Genomic DNA, 25,116 nt, shown 5'->3' on the forward strand with positions numbered 1-25,116 from the left:
ACGTGCAGGCCGCAAATAGAAAAGCTGCGTCCAGCCCACGCTGGACGCAGCTTTTTTCAACAGAGGAACGCCCGATTTACTTCGGCAACGACCCGTCGACACCCTCGACGTACCAGTTCAGGCGCTGCAACTCCGGATCGGTCAAGGTCTTGCCTTCCGGCACCTTCACCGTGCCCGACTGATCCTTGATCGGGCCCGTGAACACGTCGCGCTTGCCGGTCGCGAGTTCTTCGCGCCTGGCGGCGACCTGCTTCTGCCCATCGGCCGGAATCGCCGACGTGTTCAGGTTCTCGAGGTTGACGGCCTTCTGCGGAATACCCCACCACACCGGCTCGTTCTTCCACTTGCCGTCGAGCACCTGCTGGATCACCGCGCTGTAGTACACGCCCCAGTGAGCGACCACCGAGCCGAGATGCGCGTCAGGACCGAACTTCTTCATGTCCGAATCCCAGCCGAACGCGTGCACGTGCTTCTCCGAAGCTGTGGCGAGCGTCGCGCTCGAATCGGTGTTCTGCAGCAGCACGTCGGCGCCCTGGCCGATCAGGGTTTCGGCGGCCTGCTTTTCCTTGCCCGGATCGAACCAGCTGTTGATCCAGATCACCTTCGTATGCACCTTCGGATTCACCGAGCGCGCGCCGAGCGTGAACGCGTTGATATTGCGCACCACTTCCGGAATCGGCACCGACGCGACGAAGCCGAGCGTGTTGCTCTTCGTCACATAGCCCGCGGCGACGCCTGCCAGATATGCGCCCTGGTACATGCGCACGTCGTAGGTGCCGAAGTTCGGCGCCTTCTTGTAACCGGTCGCGTGCAGGAAGATGGTGTCCGGGAAGTCCTTCGCGACCTTCAGCTGGAAGTCCTGGAAGCCGAAGCTCGTGCCGAAGATGATCTTGTTGCCCTTGTTGGCGAGATCGCGGAACACGCGCTCGGAGTCGGCCGATTCCGGCACGTTCTCGACGCGCGTGATCTTGATCCTGTTGCCGAACTTCGCTTCGGCTTCACGCGAGCCCTGGTCGTGCGCGAAGGTCCAGCCGGCATCGCCCGGATTGCCCAGATAGACGAACGCGACGCCCGGCACGTCGGCGGCCTGCGCGGTTTGCGCGAGCGGTGCGGCGAGCGCGAGCGACGCCGCGCCCCACGCGAAAGCGGTCAGCAGATTTCTTCTCTTCATGTTTTCCCCTGTCGTGATGAGCGAATAGTAGTGAGCGGATCGAAAAAACCTGTGTCGCCGTCAGCCCGCCGAAAAAAACGGCTTGCCGAGCGACGCGGGCGCATTCAGGCGAATCGTGTTCGGATTGCGCGAGATCAGCGCCAGCACGACGATCGTCGCGACATACGGCAGCATCGCGAGGAACTGCGTCGGCACCGGCACGCCGATCGCCTGCGCGTAGAACTGCAGCCCCGTCACCGCGCCGAACAGCAGCGAACCGATCAGCAGACGCCCGGGGCGCCACGTCGCGAACACGACGAGCGCCAACGCGATCCACCCGCGGCCCGACGTCAGGTTCTCCTGCCACAGGTGCAGATTGACGATCGAATAGTAGCCGCCCGCGAGCCCCGCCATGCCGCCGCCGAACGCGACCGCCCCATAGCGCACGCCGACCACCGGAAAGCCGACCGAGTGCGCGACCTGCGGCGATTCGCCGACCGAGCGCAGCACGAGCCCCGCGCGCGTGCGATACAGGAACCAGCCGATCGCGGCGAACATCAGGAACGCGAGGTAATCGAGCGGCGTGAGGGTGAAGAGCGCGGGGCCGAGCACCGGGATTTTCGACAGGCCGGGGATCGTCCATGTATCGATCGTCGCGCGCACCGCGGCCGATGTGTACGGCTTGCCGACGTACGCGGACAGACCGATGCCGAAGATCGTCAGCGACAGGCCGGTCGCGACCTGGTTGGCGAGCATCGTCAGCGTCAGGAACCCGAACAGCAGCGACATCGCGAGACCGGCGCCGATCGCGGCGAGCACGCCGAGCCACGGGCTGCCGCTAATCGAAGTGACCGCGTAGCCGCTGACGGCGCCCATCAGCATCATCCCTTCCACGCCAAGGTTGAGCACGCCCGATTTTTCGGCGACGAGTTCACCGGCGCCCGCGAACATCAGCGGGATCGACGCGGTGATCGCGCTCGACGTGAGCGCGCTGGCTTGCTGGATATCCATATCGAGTCTGAAAGCGGATTAGCGAGCTGATTGGCAAACTTAATGACCCACCGCCACGGCCGAGCGGCGCCGCACACGGTAGTTCACGAACAGGTCGGCGCCGAGCAGGCAGAACAGCAGCAACCCCTGAAATACGCCCGACAACGCCTGCGGCAATTGCATCGAGGTCTGCACCGCTTCGCCGCCGAGATACAGCAGCGCCATCAGCAGACTGGCGAGCACGATGCCGAGCGGATGCAAGCGGCCGACGAACACGACGATGATCGCGGTGAAGCCGTACCCCGGCGACCACGTCGCCTGCAACTGGCCGATCGGACCGGCGATCTCGCCCATGCCGGCGAGACCCGCGAGGCCGCCGCTGATGAGCAGCGAGGTCCAGATCGTTTTCTTGTCGGAGAAGCCGGCGTAGCGCGCGGCGAGCGGCGCGAGTCCGCCGACGTTCATCCGGTAGCCCGCGAAGCTCTTGCGCATGAACAGCCAGACCAGCGGAATCGCGATCAGCGTGAGGAACACGGACGCGTTCAGGCGCGTGCCACGCAGAAATTTCCAGCGCCAGTCGCCGTACAGCGTCGGAAACAGCGCGTCGCCGCTGAACATCTCCGACAGCGGGAAGTTCATGCCCTGCGGATCGCGCCATGGACCACTCACCAGGTAGATCAGCAGTTGCGTCGCGACGTACGTGAGCATCAGGCTCACGAGAATCTCGTTGGTATTGAAACGGCTCTTCAGGAAGGCGGGAATCGCGGCCCATGCCATGCCACCGAGGATGCCCGCGAGCATCATCGTCGGCAGGATCCACCAGCCGCTCGCCTGATCGAAATAGATCGCGACGCCGCTCGCCGCAATGCCGCCGAGCAGCATCTGCCCCTCGGCGCCGATGTTCCACACGTTCGCGCGATAACCGATCGCGAGACCAAGGCCGATCAGGCACAACGGCGACGCCTTCAGCAACAGCTCCGACCAGCCGTTGATGCTCGACAGCGGCTCGATGAAGAACGCGTGCATCGCCTGCAACGGGTCGCGGCCGACGAGGCCGAAAATCAGAAAGCCGATCGCCAGCGTCAGCACTGCGGCGATCAGCGGCACGGCGAGCTGCATCGTGCGCGAGGGCGTCGTGCGGGCTTCGAGTCGATAGGGAAGCATCATGGGTAGCGTGGGTTTGTTCGGGTTCTGTTCTTCAGGGTCCGCATTCGCGTGCGTGTTCAACGTTTTGGCGTGGCCAGCGGGCAACGCCTCGCGTCACGCATGCGCCGGCTGGTCCGCCGCGGGCGCCGCGCCCTCACGGTCGCCGAATAGCCCCGCCATCCAGCGGCCGATTTCCTCGGCGTTGGTCGCACCGGTCGCGCGCACCGGCGACAACCGCCCGCCCGCGAGCACCGCGATGCGGTCGCAGATATCGAACAGCTCTTCCAGCTCCTCCGAGATCACCAGAATCGCGACGCCGCGCGCCGACAGATCGAGCAGTTGCTGACGGATGAACGCGGACGCGCCGACATCGACGCCCCACGTCGGCTGCGCGACCACCAGCACCTTCGGCGCCTGCAAAATCTCGCGGCCCATGATGTATTTCTGCAGATTGCCGCCCGACAGACTTTGCGCGAGCGCGTCGGGGCCGCCGCAGCGCACGTCGAACGCGTCGATGCAGCGCTTCGCGAACGCGCGCATCGCGCCCGTTCTGATCCAGCCCGACTTGACCATGTTCTGCCGATGCGCGGTCAGCAACGCGTTGTCGGCAAGGCTCATCGCTGGCACCGCGCCGCGGCCGAGCCGCTCCTCGGGCACGAAGCCAAAGCCGAGCGCGCGCCGCCGTCCGGCGCCGAGACGCGCGGCCGGCTTGCCGCAGATCGTGATCGCGTCGGCGGGCAGGCTGCGTTTTTCAGCGCGCTTTTCTCCGGACAACGCCGCGAGCAGTTCCGCCTGGCCGTTGCCCGACACACCGGCGATGCCGAAGATTTCGCCCGCATGCACGCTGAACGACACGTCGCGCAACGACGTGCCGAACGGATCGTCGCTCGCGACCGACAGCTGCCTGACATCGAGCAGCACCGCGCCCGGCTTGTGCTCGCGCCGCGTGTAGTCGGGCAGCGAGTGGCCGACCATCAACTGCGCGAGCGACGCATGCGTCTCGTTCTTCGGCGTCACGTTGCCGGTCACGCGGCCACCGCGCATCACGGTCGCGGTGTCGCACAACTCCTGGATTTCGTCGAGCTTGTGGCTGATGTACAGAATGCTGCAGCCTTCGGCGGCGAGCCGGCGCAGCGTCGTGAACAGCTTGCGAACCGCCTGCGGCGTCAGCACCGAAGTCGGTTCGTCCATGATCAGCAGACGCGGATTCTGCAGCAGGCAGCGCACGATTTCGACGCGCTGGCGCTCGCCGACGGTGAGGCTGTGCACGTGCCGTTGCGGATCGATGTCGAGCCCGTAGTCGACCGACACCTCGCGAATGCGTTTCGCAAGGGACTTGAGATCGAAGGGTTCGTCGAGCGCGAGCGCGATGTTTTCGCCGACCGTCAGCGTCTCGAACAGCGAGAAGTGCTGGAACACCATGCCGACGCCGAGCTTGCGCGCGGCCGCCGGGCTCGCGATGTCGACCGTCTCGCCTTCCCAGCGAATCTCGCCGGCGTCGGGTCGCACCGCGCCGTAGATGATCTTCATCAGCGTGCTCTTGCCCGCGCCGTTCTCGCCCAGCACCGCGTGGATTTCGCCGGGTGCGACGACGAGGGTGACGTCGTCGTTGGCGCGCACGGCCGGGTACTGCTTGGTGATGCCCGTCAGCGCGAGCCGGGGCACCGGCTGTCCGGTGAGTCGTGCGCCGTCGCTAAGTGGAGTGTCGCTCATGAGATTCCATAGTGCGTTTGAGACGCCGCTTGCTGCCGTGAATACCGCCGGGTCGACGTCGATGACGTCCACCGTGCCGACGGGCGATCCGTCACCACAACCGGATGACGATACCTAATTCGACCCACTCAGTCGAGTTGACAAAATTCCCGCAAACCCGCGCCGCTACAAGCTCTGCGGGTATGTCACCCTTGACGTCGTTTTTCGTCCATATTAAAACGCATATACCTCTACGTCCGTTCGATCAGCCAGCACATATATTTGGGAGAATCCATGAGCCAGCAACGCGAGGCGATCGACACATACCTGCTGCGCGTGTTGCACACGCTACTGATGGAGCGCAGCGTCACGCGCGCCGCCGTCAAACTGAACCAGTCCCAACCCGCGATCAGCGCGGCGCTGCGCCGTCTGCGCGACATCACCGGCGACCCGCTGCTGGTGCGCGGCAAGTCCGGCATGGTGCCGACGGAGTACGGCCTGCGCCTGCTCGAACCGGTGCAGAACGCGCTGCGCGAAATCGAGCGCATCAAGTTCCAGCAGCACAACTTCGATCCGGCCACGTCGATCCGTTGCTACCGGATCGGCTGTCCCGACTACCTGAACGTGCTGTTCGTGCCGACGGTCGTCGAACGTTTCCGCCAGGCCGCGCCGAACGCGACGCTCGAATTCCATTCGCTCGGCCCCGCGTTCGACTACGAACTCGCGCTCGAGGACGGCAAGCTCGACATCGTGGTCGGCAACTGGCCGGAGCCGCCTGAGCAGTTGCATCTGTCGAACCTGTTCGTCGATCAGATCGTCTGCCTGATGAGCAACACGCATCCGTTCGCCAAACGCGGCGGGCTCACGCTCGACCAGTACCTGAACGCACCGCATCTCGCGCCGACGCCGTACTCGGTCGGCCAGCGCGGCGCGATCGACGTGCATCTCGCGCGCGAGCGGCTCAAGCGCCATGTGGTCGTCACGCTGCCCTACTTCAATCTCGCGCCGTACGTGCTGATCAAGTCCGATCTGATCTTCACGACGACGCGCCTCTTTGCCGACTACTACGCGAAGTTTTTGCCGCTGACCGTGGTGCCCGCGCCGCTCGACTTCCCGCCGATGCAGTACTACCAGCTATGGCACGAGCGCGTGCACTACTCCGACGAAGTGCGCTGGCTGCGCGGTCTGGTTGGCGAGGCGACCCGCACGTTGATCGACAAGCCCTGAGCCCGCATGCGGCGCCGCTCAGATAGCGACGACTCGCGGCACCCGCCCATCGGAGCGTGAATGCCGCCCGTTCCGCTCGAGCTCAAGCCGCCGCCTCGTAAAGCTGCCGCGCAAGCGCGTTATGCCGCTCGATCACCGGCCCGAGTTCGAGCGTCGCCAACTGCCCCTCCTTCACCACCACCTTGCCGTCGATCACGCTATAGCTGACCTGCGACGGCGCGCAGAATACCAGAGCCGCCACCGGATCGTGCAGTGCGCCGGCAAAGTGCGGCGCACGCAAATCGAACGCGACGAAATCCGCGGCCATGCCAGGCGCGAGCGCGCCGATGTCGTCGCGATTGAGCACGCGCGCGCCGCCCAGGGTCGCGATTTCGAGCGCCTCGCGCGCGGTCATCGCGTCGGGCCCGAAACCGACGCGCTGCAACAGCAGCGCCTGGCGCACTTCGGCGATCATCTGCGCAGCATCGTTCGACGCCGAGCCGTCGACGCCGAGTCCAACCGGCACGCCCGCGAGCCGCATGCGCTTGACCGGCGCGATGCCCGACGCGAGCCGCATGTTCGAGCACGGACAGTGCGCGACGCCGGTGCCGGTGCGCGCGAACAGCGCAATGCCTGCATCGTCGAGTTGCACACAGTGCGCATGCCATACGTCATGGCCGACCCAGCCGAGATCGTGCGCATACTCGGCCGGCGTCATGCCGAACTTCTCGCGGCTGTACTCGACGTCGTTCACGTTTTCCGCCAGATGCGTGTGCAGCGACACGCCGTACTGACGCGCGAGCGCCGCCGATTCGCGCATCAGGTCGCGGCTCACCGAAAACGGCGAGCACGGCGCCACGACGACGCGCAGCATCGCGTAACGGCCGTCGTCGTGATATGTCTCGATCAGACGCTGCGTATCCTTCAGGATGTCCGCTTCGCGCTCGACCACCGAATCCGGCGGCAGGCCGCCGTCTTTGCGTCCCACGCTCATGCTGCCGCGCGCCGCATGAAAGCGCATGCCGATGCGGCGCGCCGCGGCGATGCTGTCGTCGAGACGGCTGCCGTTCGGATAGATATACAGATGGTCGCTCGACGTCGTGCAGCCCGACAGCAACAGCTCGGCCATCGCGGTCAGCGTCGATACTTCGATCATGTCGGGCGTGAGGTTCGCCCACACGTTGTACAGATTCGTCAGCCAGCCGAACAGCTCGGCGTTCTGCGCGGCGGGAATCGCACGCGTGAGGCTCTGGTACATGTGGTGATGCGTATTGACGAGGCCCGGAATCACCAGATGGCCGCGCAGGTCGAGTACCTGGTCGGCCGTTTGCGGCAGTTGCGCGCTCGCTCCGACCGCGACGATCCGGTTGTCCTCGATATACAGCCCGGCGTCGCGCAGTTCGCGCCGCTCGCCATCCATCGTAACCAGCACGTCCGCGTGCTTTACGAGCATCGTTTTGCCGGGTTGTTTCAGTGCTTCATTCATCGTCATTCGTCTGTCCGCCTGATTGCCTGCATGCAAAGCCGTTCGAACGCGATGCGGCGGCACGCCACCGCGCCGCCGCGTTCGGTTGAACGCCGTTGGCCCGGTTACCCAGCGTGAATCGCCGTCTTCGGGGTTTGCCGTGCCTAAGCACGTGTGTCGCACAGCGCTTACCTTCGGTAGCCAAAATCCCGCTGGCAACTCGCGCGGTTGCGATACCCAACTTCACGCCGCCAATATAGTGGTCCATTTTTGGCGCCGGTACGATCGGCCGATCAGCCGGCGCGGCTTTCGACTGGCTGTCCATCATGCGCGAACTATTATCTTTCCTATCGCTCGCGCGCTGAACGGGGCATCCTTTTTACAATGGCTGCCACGGCGCTCGCTTCAATTCGCCGACGGGTATGTAGCCACTGACGTGGAGCCTCGATCCGCCGCAAACGTAATGGATCGGGCCGCCGCCGACACCTCGCATTCACACAAGGACAATTGCGAATGGGCAAGCTCACTACCCACGTGCTCGACACCGCGAACGGCCGTCCCGGCGCAGGCATCAAGGTCGAACTCTTCGCGCTCGCCGGAGACACGCGCCGCGCACTCAAAACCACTGTCACCAATCACGACGGCCGCTGCGACGAGCCGCTGCTCGAAGGCGACGCGCTCGTCGCGGGCGAGTACGAACTCGTGTTCGGCGCGGGCGACTACTTCGCGTCGCTCGGCGCGAAGTTGCCGGAACCGCGCTTCGTCGATCGCGTCGTGCTGCGCTTCGGCGTCGCGGATGCCAACGCGCACTATCACGTGCCATTGCTGGTGTCGCCGTTTTCGTACAGCACGTATCGGGGCAGCTAGCCCTGCCGGATGCAAGCCGCCGCGTCCCCGCCGGCACGCACAGACACAAATACGCACAAGCGCCCCGCGACACCCATAACAACCCGCGCTGCGTCTTCTATCCGCAGTCGGCGCGATGACCGGCGACGTCGAACGTCATCGCGCGCACAACGAATCAGAAGTGGAGGAGTTTCATGGAAGGCTTTATCACCGACTGGTTGAACCTCGCGATTCGCTGGTTCCACGTCATCGCCGCCATCGCATGGATCGGCGAATCGTTCTATTTCGTCGCGCTCGACAACAGCCTGAAACCGCCGACCGATCCGAACCAGCGCCGTCGCGGCGTGTTCGGCGAGCTATGGCACGTGCATGGCGGCGGCTTCTACAACATGCAGAAGTACACGGTCGCGCCGCCCGAAATGCCCGAAGACCTGCACTGGTCGAAATGGCCGTCGTATACGACGTGGCTCTCGGGCTTCGGTCTCTTTACCGTGCTGTATCTGTTCTCCCCGAGCACCTACCTGATCGACAAGAACGTGCTCGACATGGGGCCGGTGGTCGCGGTCGCCTCGGCGATCGGCTTCCTCGCGGCCGGCTGGATCGTCTACGACTCGCTGTGCCGCATTCTCGGCACGCGCGACAAACTGCTCGGCATCTGCGTCGGCGTTTATGTGCTGATCGCGGCGTATCTCGCCTGTCATATCTTCGCGGGCCGCGCGGCGTATCTGATCATGGGCGCCATGCTCGCGACGATCATGTCGGCCAACGTGTTCTTCGTGATCATTCCGGGCCAGCGCAAGATGGTCGACGCGATGCTGAAGGGCGACACGCCGAACCCGATCTACGGCAAGCGTGGCAAGCAGCGCTCGGTGCACAACACCTACTTCACGCTGCCGGTCGTGTTCGCGATGCTGTCGAACCACTACGCGATGACCTACACGCATCCGTACAACTGGGCGGTGCTCGTCGTCATCATGCTGGCCGGCGCGCTGATCCGGCAGTTCTTCGTGATGCGTCATCGCGGCCAGGTGCTGTGGTATCTGCCGCTCGTCGGCGTCGCGCTGATGTGCACGGCGCTCGTGTGGACCATGCCGCGTCCGGTGGTGCCGCAGGCGCAGGCCGCCAACGCGCCGACGCTGAAGGTCGCCGATATCGCGCCGGTGCTGCAGCAGCGCTGCGTGGCCTGCCACTCCGCGCATCCGACGATGATGGGCAGCGCGCCCGCGGGCGTGCTGATGGATACCCCCGACGAAATCTCGCAGAACGCACAGCGCATTTACCAGCAGGCGGTCACGTTGAAGGCGATGCCGCTCGGCAACGTCACGCACATGACCGACGACGAGCGGATGAAGATCGCCGCGTGGTTCGAAGGCGGCGCGGTGAAGTAAGGAGGACTGTCCGGATCACGGATCATCCGGTGCCGAGGTAGAGGCTGCAGGGAGAAGCGGGCTTGTCGCGACAGCGGCAAGCCCGTTGTCGTTTTGGGGAGGGTGGCGGGTGCAGTCAGCGGCATCGATACATCGAATCTGTCGCCCTTGGGCTACAAAAAGCGCCGAAGGAACGTAAAATGTAGCCCTGAAGGCACAAATACGGAATACCTTGTTGTGTCTCTTGGGCTACAATACCCGTCAAATGCGCTAAATTGATGCCTTGAGGCTACAAATGACCAACCTCGCCGATGTCTCGGACATGCTGAAAGCCGTCCGACGCGACAGCAAGCTATCGCAGGAAGAGCTTGCGCGCCGCGCGGGCGTGGCCCGCACGACCGTCGCGCGGATGGAGACGCTCGCCAAAAACGATATGAGCGTGTCAGTGCTGGTGCGCCTGCTCGAAGCCGCCGGTTACGACCTCAAGTTCGTCGCGCATGGACATGGCCGCACGCTCGAAGACATCCTCGCTGAACAGCGCAGCCCGGACGCGCAGCCATGAAGCTCGACGTTCAGGTACTAGGCAAGAACGTTGCCACGCTGTTTCGCGAGCGCGACGACTATGTCCTCAAATACAACCGCGATGCGAGCGCGGCCGACTTCGTCAGTCTGACGATGCCGGTACGCGAAGAGGCCTGGCGCTGGCCGCGCGACCTGCATCCGTTTTTCCGGCAGAACCTGCCCGAGGGCTATCTGCTGAATCTGATCCGCGAGCAATTCGGGCCCTTGCTCGACGGAACCGATCTGTCGCTGCTCGCCGTCGTGGGCTCGATGGGGATCGGCCGGGTCACCGTGACGCCAGAAGGCGTGGCGCCGGGCACCGAACTGGAGGCGCTCGACGTCCAGCACATCCTGCACGGCGACAACACCGCCGAACATTTCGCGCAACTGGTACGTGAATACGCGCGGGCGGCCATTTCAGGTGTCGTGCCGAAGTTCATCGCGCCGGAAGCGCAGTCTGCCGCATCGACACCGTTGCAGCTCGGTAAGCCGACGATTCGAACGAGCCGTCACATCGTCAAAGGTTCGGACGACAACACGCCCTTTCTCGGTTTCAACGAGTTCCATTCGATGCGGGTGCTGGAGCGGCTCGGGGTGGCGCCGGTTGCGCGCACGCAGATGTCGGACGATGGCCGGGCGCTCGTCGTCGAGCGCTTCGATGTCGACGAAGATGGACTACCGGCGTACGGCGTCGAAGACCTGTGCGGCCTGCTCGGTTTGCCGCCGCACGAAAAATACAATTCGACCAGCGAGAAAATGCTCAACGCGGCGAGAGCGTATCTGCTCGATCGCGACACCGTGCGGGTGCAGCTCCAGCAGCTCGGCTGGCATCTGCTGACGAACTACGTCGTGCGCAATGCGGACTGCCACACGAAGAACGTTGCGTTGTTCTATACGTCGGTCGACGATGTCGCGTTCACGCCCGTCTACGATGTCGTGACGACCCAGGCTTATCCGCGCTTCGCCGCCAATCCGCCGGGCCTCGCCATCGACGGCCGCAAAACCTGGGCAGCCGGCAAAACGCTGGAACGATTTTTCAACACGCGCATGGGCATCGCCCCCCGGCAATATGCGCAGATGGTTGAAGCGCTGTGCGACTCGGCTGTCGACGTCGGCCACGAGTTGATCGAAGCAGCGCGCAACGAACCGCAGTGGCGCACGGTCGCCAAGCAGATGCTGCATGCGTGGGACGACGGCATGACATCGCTGCGTTCGCCAAAGAAGAGTCTGCAATTCAGGGGGCTCAAGCCGGCCATCGAAGCAGCGGGATTTTCGGCGCCGGAGCCGCCCGAGCGGTCGAGGGAAGTCATCGGGCATTCGCCGCTGCTGGGCCGGCGCAAGTGAGCGCCATCGATGCGAAAAAGCCCGCGACGTAGCGCACGTCGCGGGCTTTTCTTTCCAACCACAACGCTACCAGAGCCCCGGTAGCTGCGTTGCCATCAAACCGCCACCGCGCTCAACGCATCTTCCGTGAGCCACAGCGACTCCGCCAGATCCTGCTCGTTCAGATTGAGCCCCTCGCCGCCACGATCGACGACGATAAAGTCGCTCACCTCGCCCAACGCGATCAGCGGATGGTGCCATACGCCCTTCGCGTAGTTGACGCCCTGCCAGCCACTCGTGACGAAGGCGCGGATCTTCGCCGCGTCGAGTTCGCCCGCTGGCGCGACGACGACCAGATACGGCTTGTCGTTCAGCGGCACGAACGCCTGGCTGCCGAGCGGATGCCGCTCGAGCATCTTCACTTCGAACGGCAGCGTGCGCGGCTGGCCACGAAACAGATTGACGAGCGTGCGGCCGTGCTCGTCGGTCACGTCGACTTTCGCGAGGTCGTGATAGCGGATCGTCGTGCCGAGGTTGATCGGAATCTGCTTCGCGCCTTCGAGTTCGATCACGTCGCCGAATGCGGCGAACGCCTCTTTCGTCAGCGGTTCGATGGCGAGCGTTTTCATTCGAGCGTACCCCACAGACGCAGACGCGACACCCCGCCGTCCGGATAGATGTTGAAGCGCACATGCGTGACGGGCCCGAGCGCCGCGATCTCGCTTTCGAAGAAGTGCTGCTTGTCCATCTGCAGTTTCTGTTCGCCGAGCAGCACCGGCCAGAACATCGCCTGCGTGACGAGCGAGCTGTCGGTGCCGCCCTTCACGTACGCGGCCTGGATCGAGCAGCGATCCGGATAGTTGCCCTTGAAGTGCGCGGTGTCGACTTCGATCTTGCGGATCACCCCCGGCTGCGCGAGTGCGATGATCGCCCAGTCGTTGCCCGGCTCGCGACGACGACGCGTTTCCCAGCCGTCGCCCATATTCACGCCGCGACCCGGCATCAGCAGCGTCGAGGCCGCGCCGAAATGCTGGTTGTTCGCGCTAACCAGATACGCGCCGTTTTCCATCGCAGCGAGATCGAACTGCTCGGTGCGGCTCGCGCCCGCCCAGTCGACCTGCGGCTGACCGTATACACGCAGACGCGCGATCCCACCGTCCGGATAGATGTTCACGCGCAGATGCGTGTACGCGTTCGCGTCACCGACTTCGAGGTAGTGGTGGCTATTGCCCTGCAACGTGGTGGACGGCACGATCTCGGTCCATTGCGTGGACTGGTTCGGCTCGCCATCGACGACGCGCGCCGCTTCCACCGACGCCGCCGGCGGGAAGTTGCCGGTGAAGTGGCTCGTATCGAGGTCGAGTCCCTTGATCACACCGGGCCGCGCGAGTTTGACGACGCACCAGTCGTAGCCGGTCGTACGCTTGCGGCGGGTTTCCCAGCCGTCCATCCACTTGCCGTTGTCGTCGTACTTGCCCGCAATGAAGACGGCCGGTTCCGGATTCAGCATGCGGTCCTTCGGCGCGAAGAATTCGTCGCTAGCCTCGAGCGCCTGCGCGCCCAGACGCGGGTCCGCCAGGTTCACGTAACGGCGCGTGAATTCCGGTGCGTTGGGGTCGAGAATCGGAAGTGCCATCTTTGTCGTCCTTGATATCGATTGGTGCGGAAAAAACGTTGCCGGCTCGCTGCGTGACGAGATGCGTGTCACGCGCCGATCAGGTCGTCGAGCCGGAAACGTGCAATGCGATAGATCTGATCGAGACTCGCGCGCATTTCGTCGGCGCGGCTATTGTTCACGCGCGCTTCGAAGTTCGCGATGATGCCGTGGCGGTCGTAGCCGCGCACCGCGAGAATGAACGGAAAACCGAACTTCTCGCGATACGCGTGATTGAGCGCATGCAGCTTGTCGAACTCTTCCTGCGTGCATTGCGCGAGGCCGGCGCCGCTTTGCTCGCGCGTCGATTCGGCGGTCAGCTCGCCACGCACCGCGGCCTTGCCGGCCAGCTCCGGGTGTGCGTTGATCAGCGCGAGCTGCTTGTCCTCGCCCGAGGTTTCGACGATCTGCGACATGCTCTGATGCAACTCTTCGATGCTCGCGAACGGCCGCTGTCGCGCCGCCATCTCCGCGACCCACGGCGAGTGCTCGAAGATGCCCGACAGCGTCGCAACGAACGCGTCGGTCGAGAGGCTGTTGAGTTGGTCCAGGGTGTATTGCATCGCCTTCATGCCGCAGCCTCGCGGTTGTCCTGTTGGTAAGGATGAGTCTCGTGCCAGTGCCGCGCGATATCGACGCGCCGCGATACCCATACGCGATCGTGCTGTTCGATGTGATCGAGAAAGCGCTGCAGCGCGCGGAAACGCCCCGGCCGTCCGAGCAGCCGGCAGTGCATGCCGATCGACAGCATCTTCGGCACTTCGTCGCCCTCTTCGTACAGCACGTCGAACGCGTCGCGCAGGTAGGTGAAGAAGTGGTCCGCGGTGTTGAAGCCTTGCGGCGTCGCGAAGCGCATGTCGTTGGTGTCGAGCGTGTACGGCACGATCAGTTGCGGCACGCTCTTGCCGCCCGCCACCTCGACGTCCATCCAGAACGGCAGGTCGTCGCCGTAGTAATCGGAGTCGTACAGGAAGCCGCCGTATTCGGCGACCAGCCGATGGGTGTTCGGACTGTCGCGGCCGGTGTACCAGCCAAGCGGCCGCACGCCGGTCACGCGCTCGATCGCCTCCATGCCGAGGCGCATGTGCTCCGCTTCCTTTTCCGGCGACATGTCCTGATAGTGAATCCAGCGATAGCCGTGGCACGCGATCTCGTGCCCGAGTTCGACGAACGCCCGCGCGACTTCCGGATTCCGCTCGATCGCCATGCCGACGCCGAACACCGTCAGCGCGAGGTCACGTCTCTCGAATTCGCGCAGGATGCGCCACACGCCCGCGCGCGAACCGTATTCGTAGATCGACTCCATGCTCATGTGTCGCGCCGGATACGCCGCCGCGCCGACGATCTCCGACAGGAACTGCTCGGAGCCTGGATCGCCGTGCAGCACGCAGTTTTCGCCGCCCTCTTCGTAGTTGAGGACGAATTGCACCGCGACGCGCGCGCGCCCCGGCCAGTTCGCGTGCACCGGGTGGCGGCCGTAGCCGATCAGATCGCGTGGGTAGTTCGGGTCGAGTGGCATGGTTTGACGGATGCGTAGTGACGGGACCAGGAGTTCGCGTGAAGCTCGCGCATGAAGCTCGGGCATGAAGCTCGGGCTCTAAACGCCTCGCAGCGACGGCGGGATCGGCCTTCGCAAGCGCTCGTCTGGCGGCTTCAGCGGCGGCCGAAGCCGCCGCACCGAGTTGACCCAGTGTAGCGAAAACACCCTGGTGAGCCCATACGGCCGGGCAGATAGTGCGTGTTACAGCGAGTGTATGTGCGCGTCCGCCGACTCGGCGTTTACCCGCAGCGGACCAGGGCTGAACGAGGCGAGCGCGCCGTCGTAGCGCTTCGCGAGCGGCCGTGCGTAGTCGCCGCGCTTGGCCGTCGCGAGACGCAGCGCCACCAGCGCCTCGGTCCATTTGACGGCCGCCGTCACGCCTTCGATCACCGGTGCGCCGAGCGCGTCCTCGATCTCCGCGCACAGCTCGGCCATGCCCGCGCAACCGAGCACGATCGCGTCCGAGCCGTCCTCGTCGAGCGCACGCCGGCATTCGTCGAGGATGATGCGGCGCGCCGCCGAGCCCGGCTTGTCGAGATCGAGCACGGCGACGTCGGTCGCACGCACGTTGCGGCAGAAGCGCTTCATACCGTAGCGCTCGGCCAGATGCCAGGCCATGCCGCAGGTGCGCGCGAGCGTCGTCACGACCGAAAAGCCCGGCGCGAGCACGCTCGCCGCGTGCATCGCCGCCTCGGCGATGCCGATCACCGGACCGCGCGCCAACTCGCGCGCCGCATAGAGACCGGGGTCGCCGAAGCACGCGATCACATAGCCGTCGCAGCCTTCCCGCTCCCCGGCCGCGACTTCGGCAAGCAGACCCGGTGTGGCGAGCGCTTCGTCGTAATAGCCTTCGATCGACGGCGGGCCCATCGTCGGATTGACGGCGATCACTTCGGTGCCGGGCGCGGCGACCTCGCGCGCGCAGCGCCCCATCGCCTCGGTCATGCGGCGCGTCGTGTTCGGATTGATCAGTTTGATACGCATGGCGACTCCTGTTCGACTCGTTATTGCAGCGGCGAAAACTTGACGCTCGATGAAGCTCAGCGTGCGAGCATCCGGTAAAACAATGCGCCGAGTCCCGCGCCGATGAACCACGAGAAATTCGCGAGGCCGTCGAGGCCCGGCACCATCACGCAGATCACCGCGATCAGCGCGGCCGGCAGCAACGCGGCCACCGCACGATAGTTGACGCCGTTGCGATACCAGTACGAGCCGTTCGGCGCGACCGTGTACAGATCGTCGAGCACGATCTTCTGACGCTTGACCAGGTAGAAATCGACGATCAGAACACCGTACAAAGGTCCGATGAAGCTGCCGAGCACGTCGAGCGTGTAGTGGATCACGGCGGGATTGTTGAACAGGTTCCACGGCGTGATGAATACCGACGCGACCGCCGCGAGCATGCCGCCCGCGCGCCAGCTGATCAGACGCGGCGCGACGTTCGAGAAGTCGAAGGCTGGCGACACGAAGTTCGCGACGATGTTGATGCCGATCGTCGCGATCGTGAAGGTCAGCGCGCCGAGAATCACCGCCATCGGATAGTCGATGCGGCCCACCGTCTCGACCGGGTCCGTGATCAGCTCGCCGAACACCGGCAGCGTAGCCGCGGTCGTGATCACCGTCACCAGCGAGAACGCCAGGAAGTTGACCGGCAGGCCCCAGAAGTTGCCGCGCTTGACGCTGCGAAAGCTCTTGCCGTAGCGCGAGAAGTCGCCGAAATTCAGCATCGGTCCGGAGAAGTACGACACCACCAGCGAGATCGCCGTGATCATCACCGGCACCACTTCCATGCCGTGATATTTGACACCGCCGAGGTTGATGCCGATGTTGCGCCAACCCGCGCGATACACCATGTAGCCGGCGAGAATGAACATCACGACATAGACGGCCGGCCCGGCGAAGTCGATGAACTTCTTGATGGTCTCCATGCCGTGCCAGAACACCAGCGCCTGCAGTACCCACAGCAGCATGAAGCCGGCCCAGCCGAGCGTCGACAGACCGAACAGGCCATGCCGATGCACGTCCGCATACGGCAGCAGTTGCGGCACGAACTTCAGCACGACGATCACGAGTGCGCTCGACGCGAGATAGGTCTGGATGCCATACCACGCGACCGCGATCAGGCCGCGGATCACCGCGGGAACATTCGCGCCGAGCACGCCGAAGGTCGCCCGGCACGCGACCGGGTACGGCACGCCGTTCAACTGGCTCGGCTTCGCGATCAGGTTGCACAGCACGTTCACGAGCGTGATGCCGACGAGCAACGCGACCAGCACCTGCCAGCTCGTCAGGCCGAGCGCGAAGAGACTCCCCGCGAATACGTAGCCACCCACGCTGTGCACATCCGACATCCAGAACGCGAAGATGTTGTACGCGGTCCAGTTCTGCGCGCGCAGCGGCGCGAGGTCCGCGTTGTAGAGCCGCTCGCTGTAGCCGGCCGGCATCGACGGATCGGTTTGAGCCGTGCCTTCCGGGTAGTTGGAGATGGGGTGACTGCCTGGCGCTGCACTGAACTGAGCCATGATTCCTCCTTTGGATTGGGGCCGTCGAAAGCGCATCGACGGACATTGCATCGGCCATGCCAGTTGCTCGCTTCTTGCCCTGTGGGTCGCAGAAGTCGGCGTCGTGGTCCCGGACCGTGCCGCGCGTGTCTCCGTACTGACGTACTTGTGGTTGTCGCATCGCCAGCCGCCGCGGATTTCCGGCGATGCGTCGCTACCCTGAGGTCCGTCGTCTCGCGACGGACGTGCGTGTTCAGGCCGGCGGCGCTCACGCGAGGCCGCCCTGCCGTGCATTTATCGGTTCAGCTCAATTCAGTGCGGCGCGCACCGCCAGCGGGCGCTTGCCTGCTATCTGCCTCAGCCTGGGAGTCGGCTTCGGCTCTTTACGTGGATGTTTCTTTCGGCGCGAGCGCGCCGAATACTTCATGCAGATCCGCCGCCCCGCGCGCGGGGCGCTCCAGCATCTTCAACTCGACGCTTTGCAGATGGCGCGACATCAGCGCGGCCGCCTGCTTCGCATCGCCGGCGTCGAGCGCGGCGAGAATCGCTTCGTGGTCCTCGAACGAGCACGGGCTGCGTCCGAGCGACTCGTACAACGCGGAAATCAGCGTGGAACGCGCGACCAGCCCGTTCAGGCAATCGCACAACACTGAGTTGCCGGTCAGGTTCGCGAGCTCCGTATGAAACTCGCCCGACAAGCGGATCCATGCCGGAAAATCCCGCGTTTCGAATGCCTTGCGTTCCCGGCTGATCATGCCGCCGATGTTCTTCAGGCGCCGCATGCCGTGTCCGCTACAGATCTTTTCGACGACGGCCAGCTCGATGATGCGGCGCATTTCGAACACCTCGTGCACCTCCTGCAACGACGGACTCGCGACGAACGCGCCACGGTTCGGCTCGAGATCGACGAGGCGCTCACCCGCCAGCTGCGACAGCGCCTGACGGATCGGGCCGCGCTTCACACGGAATACTTCGCATAGCTGCGCTTCGGTGAGTTTCGCGCCGGGTGCCAGCCGATGCTCCAGGATCGCGGCGCGGATGCGCTCGGCGATTGCTTCGGGCTTCGAACTGTTCGCGACTGCTTCGGTGTCGGACATGATTGGCGTCTCGGTATGTTGGTCATCATAGGACGGACACAAATATTGTCAACAATTTTTGCGTCGATCTTTGACAGTTTTTGTGCCGCGTTGCGTCAGGGGAAGCGTGAAAGTCAAGCTGCATGGCTGTCTGGCGGGAATCTTACCCCGTTTTGGCGGGGTGAAGCCGGTTGTTGGCGGCTCAGTTTTTGTCAACAAAAACTGAAGCCATTGGCGAATGGTGTGGGAGGTGGCGAGCGGATGATGCTGACAGTTAGTTGCGATGCCAATGCGAAAAAAAAGCGGGCGTTGCGCCCGCCTCTGCCCAACCCAACCGGCTTCAGCCAAGGCTCGGATAGCCCGACGCCGTCAGCCTGAAGCCATGCGCATTGGCGACCAGATGCGCATTAGCGCCGACCGGCAGCGTCACCATGTTGTGGACGTGCCCGAACTGCAGCCCCGTCACGACCGGAATGCCGATCAGCGAGCGCACTTGCTCGACCATCGCCTGCAGGTCGTAGCCGTTGTCGTAGTCGTAGGGCTTGCCGCCCGTGAAGTCGCCCAGCACGAGCGCCTGCTGCTGCGCGAGGATGCCGGCCAGATGCAGCTGATAGATCATCCGCTCGATACGGAACGGCTGCTCGTTGACGTCTTCGACGAACAGGATGCCGCCCTGCACCGGCGGCATGTACGGCGTGCCGATCAGCGACGCCACGACCGCCAGATTGCCGCCCCACAACGTGCCCGTTACGTCGACGTTCTGCGCTTGCGGCGTGTTGCTCGCGACGGTAATGGTCGGCTGCGTCAATGCCGACCAGAAATGCCGCATCGTGAATTCGCTGAGCTCCTCGGCGCCGAAATCGCTCATCAGCATCGGGCCGCCGAAGGTCTTCAGGCCGGCGCGCGCGAGCAGCGCCAGTTGGATCGCGGTGAAGTCGCTGTGACCGACCAGCGCGATCGGCTGATCGGCGAGCCGCCGCTGCAGCCCTTCGTAGTCGAGACCGTGCAGGATTCGCACCGCGCCGTAACCGCCGCGCACGGCCAGCACGACATCGGGCAACTCGCGCGAAGGATCGGCTAGCCGGTTCAGATCGGCCGCGCGCTCGCCGTCGGTGCCGGCGAAGCGCTGGTAGCGGCGCTTCGCGGCCTCCTCGCCGTCGACACGGTGCCCCTGCGCCCGCAGCCGATGCAACGCGCGATGCAGCACCTCCGGATCATGCGGATAGCCGGATGGCGCAATCAGTTCGATGGTGCGATGAGCGGTCATGGCGAGACCCGTTGGCGTTTGTTGTTTTAGAGCGGCGTGGTCGGGGGCGGTTCGCTGGTGGGCGGGGTGGCGGGGTCGGTGGCGGTGCCAGCGGACCCTTCGGCCACTTCAACCGCTTCGGTCGCTTCACCGCGAGCCGCCGCGCGCGCTGCGCGGCTCGCGCGACGCCGCTCGGCAAAAAACGACCTGAGCGCGGCACCGCATTCGGCTTCGAGGACGCCGCCGCTGACCGTCGTGTGATGGTTCAGCTGAGGATTCGCGAACGCATCGACCACGCTGCCGCACGCGCCGGTTTTCGGATCGCGCGCGCCGAACACGACACGTGCGATGCGCGCGTGCATGATCGCGCCGGCGCACATCAGGCAAGGCTCGAGCGTCACATAGAGCTCGCAACCCGGCAAACGATAGTTTTCGAGCGACTGCGCGGCGGCGCGCAGCGCGACCATTTCGGCGTGCGCGGACGGATCGTGCGCGCCGATCGGATGATTGAAGCCCGTGGCGATGACTTCGTCGCCGCGCACGAGCGCCGCGCCGACCGGTACTTCGCCGGCTGCGCGCGCTTCTTCGGCGGCGGCCTGAGCGAGCGCCATGAAGCGCAAGTCGCGTTCGGAGATGATGGGGGCTTCGGAATTTCCGGGGGGGACGGCGGGACCGGCCACAGGGTGATCAGCCCTGGGCGCGGAGACCGTGCCGATGCTGGCGTCGACGGATTTCTCGCTGTCCTCGGTTTGGGCCGAAGAGCCGATCGAGGCGGTACACGCGAGCGGCTCGTTCACTGTGAACCCGCTCCGGCCACATCGACATTACCCGCGCGTTCCGACAGACGTTCGGCGATGCGGCGGCAATATTCGCGCGGCAGGACCATCGGGCCGCCGCGCAGCGATTCGAGCGCCATATCGAGCGCGAGCATGCGCGCCTGGAGACGGCAACGGGTCGCCTGATCGCTCACGGCATTCAGCTCCGTTTGCAGGTCGCGCAACGCGCGAAGCTGCTCGAGAGCGGGCGGCACGAAGCCCGCGTTTTTCAGAATCCGGTTGGCGACGCGCACCTCTTGCGGCACCAACGCATCGTCATCGAGGGCCAGCGGCGCGCCAGTACCCGGCAAGTCGTCGAACTCTCCGCGCGCGGCGGCGGCGGCAATACGCTGTTCGACAAGCGCATCAAGCAATTTCATCTGCAATCCACTACGTTGCGGCCCGAGCATTCTATCAGGGAGCGCACGGGCGTTCAGTGCTCCCTCGACGGCATAAAAGCGCCGATTTGCCGGCTATTCGGCGTTTGACGGTGCTTCAGCGTCGACTTAGAGTAAGTCATCGAGCCGTACGACGCGCGCGGCGCTTGACTGGCGCGGCACGCCGGGGTTTTCCTGTCATCAAATCGATGCCGCAATGCCATTCAAGCCGATCGGCCGTCCCAGTACTTTTCCCGTCGTGTGTCCTCGTCCTATCTGCGCCGCGCAGCCGGTGCAAGTGTGCCCGCACAGATGCGGGCGCATCGGCGTAGGTCTCGCGCTGGCGGCGATTACCGCGGCCGTGCTGCTTTCCGGCTGCGGCGTCTTTTGCGCTGGCGCCGCGACAACCGGTGGCGCCTACGCCGCAGGCTGCGGAACGAGCGTGCGGTTCTAACCGTTGCGTCGCGAGACGGCCGAGAACTCGACACCGCCGTGGCCGACGCGCTCCCCCGCCCCTCGGCTTTACCCCACCAACGGCCACCGCGCGAGGACGATATGCTTGGTTCGTCCCAGCAGGCTGTGCATCAGCGCAAACTCGCGCACATTCCAGCACGCTGGTTCGGCCGGACGGCGCTCGATCCACGGCATCCCGTACGCCAGCGTCACGTGCGGCGTAAAACGTGCATCGGGCTCGATGCCGTCTTCGCGCAAGCTCGCTTCGAGCGCATCGTGAAGCGCCTGCAGTCCGCGCACACCGTGCTCGCCGACCAGCACCGCCGGCCCGAGCCGCGGCCTTTTCGCGAAGCTGGCGACCGCGTCGAATTCGACCGTAAACGGCGCCATGCTGACGGCGACGGCCGCCCGTTTCGCCGCCTCGACCACGTCGGCAGGCAAGCCGCCCGCGAAATTGCCAAGATGCCTCAGCGTCACATGCAAATGGTTCGCCGCGATCGCTTTGCCGCGCACGCCGCTGCGCTCGCGTGTGTCTGCGCAAAGCTGCTGCGCAAACTTCGCCATGCCGGCCGCGGTATTGGCATCCGGATAAACCGCGAAAAAGAGCCCGTCGGTGGGCGGAGGCGGCGCCTCTAGCCCGGGCAACCACAGTTGTTCAGGCATTGCGCCTCGTTCCCTCGCTAAATTTTTCTGCCGATCCGCACAACGCCGCACAAGCGGCCCACTGCAGCGATGTTACTGTATATTCATACAGTAACACAGGCCATGCGCAACTACAGTGCTACAGGCCGGACGGCTTGCCGATGCGCTTGTACCAAAGCTCGATGAAGGACTCGGCGGCGGGCGACAGCGAGTGCTCGGCGCGTCGGATCAGATTCACGTCGCGCGTAACGAGCGGCGCTTCGAGCCGGCGCGCGATCAAATCGCGGTGCGGAAACGACGCGAGCGGAATGCCCGGAAAAATCGCGATGCCAAGACCGCCCACTTGGGGTTACCGCCGAATCGTGTCGTCGAGATGGGGGCGCGGCTCGATCTGGTCTGACATGCCCGCGTCAATTGCGACGCCGTTCAAACCCTGCGAATCCAGCGGCCCAAAACAAAAAAGCCCGCGAAAACGCGGGCTTTGATGTGTGGCGTTGCTATGTCGTGCAGGCACGGTCGAGACGCCCAATCACTCCCACTCGATTGTCGCAGGCGGCTTCCCCGAGATGTCATAGACGACCCGGTTGATCCCGCGCACTTCATTGATGATCCGGTTCGACACATGCCCGAGCAGTTCGTGCGGCAGATGCGCCCAATGCGCGGTCATGAAGTCGAGCGTCTGCACCGCGCGCAGCGCGACGACGTACTCGTAGGTGCGCCCGTCGCCCATCACGCCGACGCTCTTCACCGGCAGAAACACTGCGAATGCCTGGCTCGTCAGGTCGTACCACGACTTGCCGGTTTCCTTATCGATCGTGTTGCGCAGCGTCTCGATGAAAATCGCGTCCGCGCGGCGCAGCAGGTCCGCGAAATCGCGCTTCACTTCGCCCAGAATCCGCACGCCCAGACCCGGGCCCGGGAACGGATGGCGATACACCATCGAGTGCGGCAGACCGAGCTTCACGCCAAGCTCGCGCACTTCATCCTTGAACAGCTCGCGCAGCGGCTCGAGCAGCTTCAGGTTCAGCGTCTCCGGCAGACCACCGACGTTGTGGTGGCTCTTGATGGTTTGCGCGGCCTTCTTGCCCTTGCCCGCCGATTCGATGACGTCCGGATAGATCGTGCCTTGTGCCAGCCACTTCGCGTCGGTCAGCTTGCCGGCCTCGGCCTGGAACACTTCGACGAACTCCGCGCCGATGATCTTGCGCTTCGCTTCCGGATCGGTCACGCCGGCGAGCTTGCCGAGGAAGGCTTCGCTCGCGTCGACATGAATCACCTTCACGCCAAGGTGATCGGCGAACAGCGCCATCACCTGCTCGGCTTCGTTCAGGCGCAAAAGGCCGTGATCGACGAACACGCAGGTCAGCTGATCGCCGATCGCGCGATGCAGCAGCGCCGCTGCCACCGACGAATCCACGCCGCCCGACAAGCCCAGAATGACGTGCTCGTTACCGACCTGCTCGCGAATCTTCGCGACGGCCTCGTCGATGTAGTGGCCCATTTCCCAATCTGCCTTCGCACCGCAGATCTGCAACACGAAGCGCTCGAGCATCGCGCGGCCCTGCACCGTGTGGGTGACTTCCGGATGCCATTGCAGGCCGTAGAAGCGGCGCTGTTCGTCGGCCATCGCGGCGATCGGGCACGACTCCGTCGATGCCATCAGCGCGAAGCCGGGCGGCATTTCCAGCACCTTGTCGCCGTGGCTCATCCACACCTTCAGCATGCCGTGGCCTTCGGACGTGGTGAAGTCGCTGATGCCTTCGAGCAGGCTCGTATGATTGCGCGCGCGCACTTCGGCGTAGCCGAATTCGCGCAGATGGCCGATGTCGACCTTGCCGCCCAGCTGCTGGGCCATCGCCTGCATGCCGTAGCAGATGCCGAGCACCGGCACGCCGAGTTCGAACACGGCTTGCGGCACGCGCGGCGTGTCTTCCTCGGTGACCGAGCTCGGGCCGCCCGACAGAATCACGCCCTTCGGCGCGAAGTCGCGGATAAACGACGCGTCGACGTCGTACGGATGGATTTCAGAATACACGTTGGCTTCGCGAACGCGACGTGCAATCAGTTGGGTGACTTGCGAACCGAAGTCGAGAATCAGGATCTTGTCATGCATGGCAGCGGACGGAATCAGAAGTGAGCGGATACGGAATGCCGCGCACGAGGCGCGGCGATGAATTCAAAGCGGTCAACGCGGCGACGGCGCGACAGCAAACATTACGGTGAAGCACAAAGGCGCGACCAACGGCGAAACTCGCCGCCAGCGATGCGCGCGAACGAAACCCGGTAGCTTCGGCAAACGGCCTGGCGCGCGGCGGTTCAGCCATGAAACGGCGGGCGCGGTGCGCCGGGCGCGTCGTTGCGGGTGTCGCGCGCGGTGCGTTCGGACTCGCTCGAGCCGGGCTCGCTTGCGGCCGGATGAAGCGGCGCGGTAGTGGCGACGGAAGCCGCGCCAGCCGGATTGACCGGCCGCGTGACCGGCACGACGGGCTCTGGCACCGGCTCGGCCTGATAAATCGGAAAGCCCGTTGACACACGTGGCTCGCGCGCGTTGTCGCGTTCGAGTTCACGCTTCTGTGCGGCATCCTGTTCGGCTTCTTTCGCGACACGCTTGTCAGCCCGGCTGTCGGCCTTGCTCGATGAGGACTTGACCACGCCCCCCTTCTCGCGCCGCCGCACCACACCCGACAGTCGCACGCCGCCGAGCCCGATCACCACCAGCGCGACACCGGCCAGCACCGCCACCATCTGCCCGAAGCCGGTCAGCGACGGCGTATGCAGCCCCAGCAGCCAGACCAGCATCAGCACGCCGATCAGCCAGTGCACATGCCCGACCACCTTCGCGACCGTTGAGGTCAGCGCTCCGTCGAACGACGCATGCACCGCGAGCCACGCGAGCCCGATCAGTGCAACGCCGAACGCCTGGCCGACCAGCACCGGCTCCGTTGGCACCAGTTGCAGCGCGTCGTACATCGAGGTCCACGGCGTCAGCACGAACAGCAGGCCGAACGCCAGCAGCACCAACGCATCGAGGATCAGTACAACGCGCAGCAGTGGCTTCATGGGCGT

Annotated in this window: 24 protein-coding genes; 5 read left to right on the forward strand and 19 right to left on the reverse strand. The window is 64.7% G+C overall.

The window, feature by feature from the left end; translation table 11 throughout:
* Nucleotides 1-76: 76 nt before the first annotated feature.
* From GCT19_RS02700 to GCT19_RS02715, 4 genes are all read right to left on the reverse strand, one after another.
* Entirely contained in the window at nt 77-1,171 is a 1,095-nt protein-coding gene (locus GCT19_RS02700; protein WP_018435558.1) for a BMP family ABC transporter substrate-binding protein, read from the reverse strand.
* Nucleotides 1,172-1,231: 60 nt separating this feature from the next.
* On the reverse strand, nt 1,232-2,161 hold the full coding sequence (locus GCT19_RS02705) for an ABC transporter permease (protein ID WP_013089660.1): 930 nt from the start codon (nt 2,159-2,161) through the stop codon (nt 1,232-1,234).
* Between the two features lie 39 nt (nt 2,162-2,200).
* On the reverse strand, nt 2,201-3,307 hold the full coding sequence (locus tag GCT19_RS02710) for an ABC transporter permease (RefSeq protein ID WP_152850964.1): 1,107 nt from the start codon (nt 3,305-3,307) through the stop codon (nt 2,201-2,203).
* A gap of 93 nt (nt 3,308-3,400) precedes the next feature.
* Nucleotides 3,401-4,999: an ABC transporter ATP-binding protein gene (locus GCT19_RS02715; protein WP_026228706.1), complete on the reverse strand. Its 1,599-nt coding sequence runs from the start codon at nt 4,997-4,999 to the stop codon at nt 3,401-3,403.
* Between the two features lie 273 nt (nt 5,000-5,272).
* Between GCT19_RS02715 and GCT19_RS02720 the strand changes: the two genes are divergently transcribed.
* Nucleotides 5,273-6,205 (forward strand): LysR substrate-binding domain-containing protein, encoded by a 933-nt coding sequence (locus tag GCT19_RS02720; protein WP_129960693.1) that lies wholly within the window; start codon nt 5,273-5,275, stop codon nt 6,203-6,205.
* Nucleotides 6,206-6,287: 82 nt separating this feature from the next.
* Here GCT19_RS02720 and GCT19_RS02725 read toward each other — a convergent pair whose 3' ends face one another.
* Entirely contained in the window at nt 6,288-7,676 is a 1,389-nt protein-coding gene (locus tag GCT19_RS02725; RefSeq protein WP_152850965.1) for an 8-oxoguanine deaminase, read from the reverse strand.
* A gap of 486 nt (nt 7,677-8,162) precedes the next feature.
* On the opposite strand from GCT19_RS02725, the gene uraH reads away from it, so the two are divergent.
* The 4 genes from uraH (at nt 8,163) to GCT19_RS02745 (ending at nt 11,767) form a co-directional block, all read left to right on the forward strand.
* Nucleotides 8,163-8,516 carry a hydroxyisourate hydrolase gene (gene uraH / locus GCT19_RS02730; RefSeq protein WP_152850966.1) on the forward strand — a complete coding sequence of 118 codons (354 nt, stop codon included), beginning with the start codon at nt 8,163-8,165 and terminating at the stop codon, nt 8,514-8,516.
* Nucleotides 8,517-8,689: 173 nt separating this feature from the next.
* A complete protein-coding gene (locus GCT19_RS02735; RefSeq protein WP_018435552.1) occupies nt 8,690-9,883 on the forward strand; it encodes a urate hydroxylase PuuD in 1,194 nt (397 codons plus the stop codon).
* A gap of 274 nt (nt 9,884-10,157) precedes the next feature.
* Nucleotides 10,158-10,424 (forward strand): helix-turn-helix domain-containing protein, encoded by a 267-nt coding sequence (locus GCT19_RS02740; RefSeq protein ID WP_008920757.1) that lies wholly within the window; start codon nt 10,158-10,160, stop codon nt 10,422-10,424.
* A complete protein-coding gene (locus GCT19_RS02745; RefSeq protein ID WP_018435550.1) occupies nt 10,421-11,767 on the forward strand; it encodes a type II toxin-antitoxin system HipA family toxin in 1,347 nt (448 codons plus the stop codon). The genes GCT19_RS02740 and GCT19_RS02745 overlap by 4 nt, the downstream gene beginning before the upstream one ends.
* A gap of 95 nt (nt 11,768-11,862) precedes the next feature.
* On the opposite strand, the gene GCT19_RS02750 is transcribed toward GCT19_RS02745, so the two are convergent.
* From GCT19_RS02750 to GCT19_RS02820, 14 genes are all read right to left on the reverse strand, one after another.
* The gene (locus GCT19_RS02750; RefSeq protein ID WP_152850967.1) at nt 11,863-12,375 is read right to left on the reverse strand and encodes an ureidoglycolate lyase; all 513 of its coding nucleotides are present in this window, start codon (nt 12,373-12,375) and stop codon (nt 11,863-11,865) included.
* Entirely contained in the window at nt 12,372-13,382 is a 1,011-nt protein-coding gene (alc, locus tag GCT19_RS02755; RefSeq protein ID WP_018435548.1) for an allantoicase, read from the reverse strand. Before alc ends, GCT19_RS02750 begins: the two co-directional genes overlap by 4 nt.
* 68 nt (nt 13,383-13,450) lie before the next feature.
* Nucleotides 13,451-13,972, reverse strand: a complete 522-nt coding sequence (gene uraD, locus GCT19_RS02760; protein WP_018435547.1) for a 2-oxo-4-hydroxy-4-carboxy-5-ureidoimidazoline decarboxylase — start codon at nt 13,970-13,972, stop codon at nt 13,451-13,453.
* Complete coding sequence (gene puuE / locus GCT19_RS02765) at nt 13,969-14,919, reverse strand: allantoinase PuuE (RefSeq protein ID WP_018435546.1); 951 nt, start codon at nt 14,917-14,919, stop codon at nt 13,969-13,971. The genes uraD and puuE overlap by 4 nt, the downstream gene beginning before the upstream one ends.
* 222 nt (nt 14,920-15,141) lie before the next feature.
* Entirely contained in the window at nt 15,142-15,924 is a 783-nt protein-coding gene (locus GCT19_RS02770) for an aspartate/glutamate racemase family protein (RefSeq protein ID WP_018435545.1), read from the reverse strand.
* A gap of 56 nt (nt 15,925-15,980) precedes the next feature.
* Entirely contained in the window at nt 15,981-17,462 is a 1,482-nt protein-coding gene (locus tag GCT19_RS02775; RefSeq protein ID WP_018435544.1) for an NCS1 family nucleobase:cation symporter-1, read from the reverse strand.
* Nucleotides 17,463-17,824: 362 nt separating this feature from the next.
* Complete coding sequence (locus GCT19_RS02780) at nt 17,825-18,538, reverse strand: GntR family transcriptional regulator (RefSeq protein ID WP_152850968.1); 714 nt, start codon at nt 18,536-18,538, stop codon at nt 17,825-17,827.
* A 319-nt stretch (nt 18,539-18,857) separates the two neighbouring features.
* A complete protein-coding gene (gene ldcA / locus GCT19_RS02785) occupies nt 18,858-19,784 on the reverse strand; it encodes a muramoyltetrapeptide carboxypeptidase (RefSeq protein ID WP_018435542.1) in 927 nt (308 codons plus the stop codon).
* Nucleotides 19,785-19,810: 26 nt separating this feature from the next.
* Nucleotides 19,811-20,560, reverse strand: coding sequence for a tRNA adenosine(34) deaminase TadA (tadA, locus tag GCT19_RS02790; protein WP_408582367.1), 750 nt, complete (start codon nt 20,558-20,560; stop codon nt 19,811-19,813).
* Nucleotides 20,557-20,958 carry a DnaJ family domain-containing protein gene (locus GCT19_RS02795; RefSeq protein ID WP_018435540.1) on the reverse strand — a complete coding sequence of 134 codons (402 nt, stop codon included), beginning with the start codon at nt 20,956-20,958 and terminating at the stop codon, nt 20,557-20,559. Before GCT19_RS02795 ends, tadA begins: the two co-directional genes overlap by 4 nt.
* Nucleotides 20,959-21,477: 519 nt before the next feature.
* Nucleotides 21,478-22,071, reverse strand: coding sequence for a 2'-5' RNA ligase family protein (locus tag GCT19_RS02805; RefSeq protein WP_018435538.1), 594 nt, complete (start codon nt 22,069-22,071; stop codon nt 21,478-21,480).
* Nucleotides 22,072-22,189: 118 nt separating this feature from the next.
* The gene (locus GCT19_RS02810) at nt 22,190-22,393 is read right to left on the reverse strand and encodes a LysR substrate-binding domain-containing protein (protein WP_152850969.1); all 204 of its coding nucleotides are present in this window, start codon (nt 22,391-22,393) and stop codon (nt 22,190-22,192) included.
* A gap of 186 nt (nt 22,394-22,579) precedes the next feature.
* Entirely contained in the window at nt 22,580-24,163 is a 1,584-nt protein-coding gene (gene guaA / locus GCT19_RS02815; protein ID WP_013089680.1) for a glutamine-hydrolyzing GMP synthase, read from the reverse strand.
* Nucleotides 24,164-24,366: 203 nt separating this feature from the next.
* Nucleotides 24,367-25,110 (reverse strand): hypothetical protein, encoded by a 744-nt coding sequence (locus GCT19_RS02820; protein WP_152850970.1) that lies wholly within the window; start codon nt 25,108-25,110, stop codon nt 24,367-24,369.
* Between the last annotated feature and the right edge of the window lie 6 nt (nt 25,111-25,116).

The organism is Paraburkholderia atlantica (assembly GCF_009362785.1).
Taxonomy (GTDB): domain Bacteria; phylum Pseudomonadota; class Gammaproteobacteria; order Burkholderiales; family Burkholderiaceae; genus Paraburkholderia; species Paraburkholderia atlantica.

Coding starts and splice junctions, on each gene's coding strand:
- GCT19_RS02700 (WP_018435558.1), bottom strand. CDS start 1,171: ATGAAGAGAAGAAATCTGCTGACCGCTTTCGCGTGGGGCGCGGCGTCG.
- GCT19_RS02705 (WP_013089660.1), bottom strand. CDS start 2,161: ATGGATATCCAGCAAGCCAGCGCGCTCACGTCGAGCGCGATCACCGCG.
- ldcA (WP_018435542.1), bottom strand. CDS start 19,784: ATGACCGCTCATCGCACCATCGAACTGATTGCGCCATCCGGCTATCCG.
- GCT19_RS02750 (WP_152850967.1), bottom strand. CDS start 12,375: ATGAAAACGCTCGCCATCGAACCGCTGACGAAAGAGGCGTTCGCCGCA.
- GCT19_RS02805 (WP_018435538.1), bottom strand. CDS start 22,071: ATGCCTGAACAACTGTGGTTGCCCGGGCTAGAGGCGCCGCCTCCGCCC.
- puuE (WP_018435546.1), bottom strand. CDS start 14,919: ATGCCACTCGACCCGAACTACCCACGCGATCTGATCGGCTACGGCCGC.
- GCT19_RS02770 (WP_018435545.1), bottom strand. CDS start 15,924: ATGCGTATCAAACTGATCAATCCGAACACGACGCGCCGCATGACCGAG.
- alc (WP_018435548.1), bottom strand. CDS start 13,382: ATGGCACTTCCGATTCTCGACCCCAACGCACCGGAATTCACGCGCCGT.
- guaA (WP_013089680.1), bottom strand. CDS start 24,163: ATGCATGACAAGATCCTGATTCTCGACTTCGGTTCGCAAGTCACCCAA.
- GCT19_RS02775 (WP_018435544.1), bottom strand. CDS start 17,462: ATGGCTCAGTTCAGTGCAGCGCCAGGCAGTCACCCCATCTCCAACTAC.
- GCT19_RS02740 (WP_008920757.1), top strand. CDS start 10,158: ATGACCAACCTCGCCGATGTCTCGGACATGCTGAAAGCCGTCCGACGC.
- GCT19_RS02720 (WP_129960693.1), top strand. CDS start 5,273: ATGAGCCAGCAACGCGAGGCGATCGACACATACCTGCTGCGCGTGTTG.
- GCT19_RS02780 (WP_152850968.1), bottom strand. CDS start 18,538: ATGTCCGACACCGAAGCAGTCGCGAACAGTTCGAAGCCCGAAGCAATC.
- GCT19_RS02725 (WP_152850965.1), bottom strand. CDS start 7,676: ATGACGATGAATGAAGCACTGAAACAACCCGGCAAAACGATGCTCGTA.
- GCT19_RS02795 (WP_018435540.1), bottom strand. CDS start 20,958: ATGAAATTGCTTGATGCGCTTGTCGAACAGCGTATTGCCGCCGCCGCC.
- GCT19_RS02710 (WP_152850964.1), bottom strand. CDS start 3,307: ATGATGCTTCCCTATCGACTCGAAGCCCGCACGACGCCCTCGCGCACG.
- GCT19_RS02745 (WP_018435550.1), top strand. CDS start 10,421: ATGAAGCTCGACGTTCAGGTACTAGGCAAGAACGTTGCCACGCTGTTT.
- GCT19_RS02820 (WP_152850970.1), bottom strand. CDS start 25,110: ATGAAGCCACTGCTGCGCGTTGTACTGATCCTCGATGCGTTGGTGCTG.
- uraD (WP_018435547.1), bottom strand. CDS start 13,972: ATGAAGGCGATGCAATACACCCTGGACCAACTCAACAGCCTCTCGACC.
- uraH (WP_152850966.1), top strand. CDS start 8,163: ATGGGCAAGCTCACTACCCACGTGCTCGACACCGCGAACGGCCGTCCC.
- GCT19_RS02715 (WP_026228706.1), bottom strand. CDS start 4,999: ATGAGCGACACTCCACTTAGCGACGGCGCACGACTCACCGGACAGCCG.
- GCT19_RS02735 (WP_018435552.1), top strand. CDS start 8,690: ATGGAAGGCTTTATCACCGACTGGTTGAACCTCGCGATTCGCTGGTTC.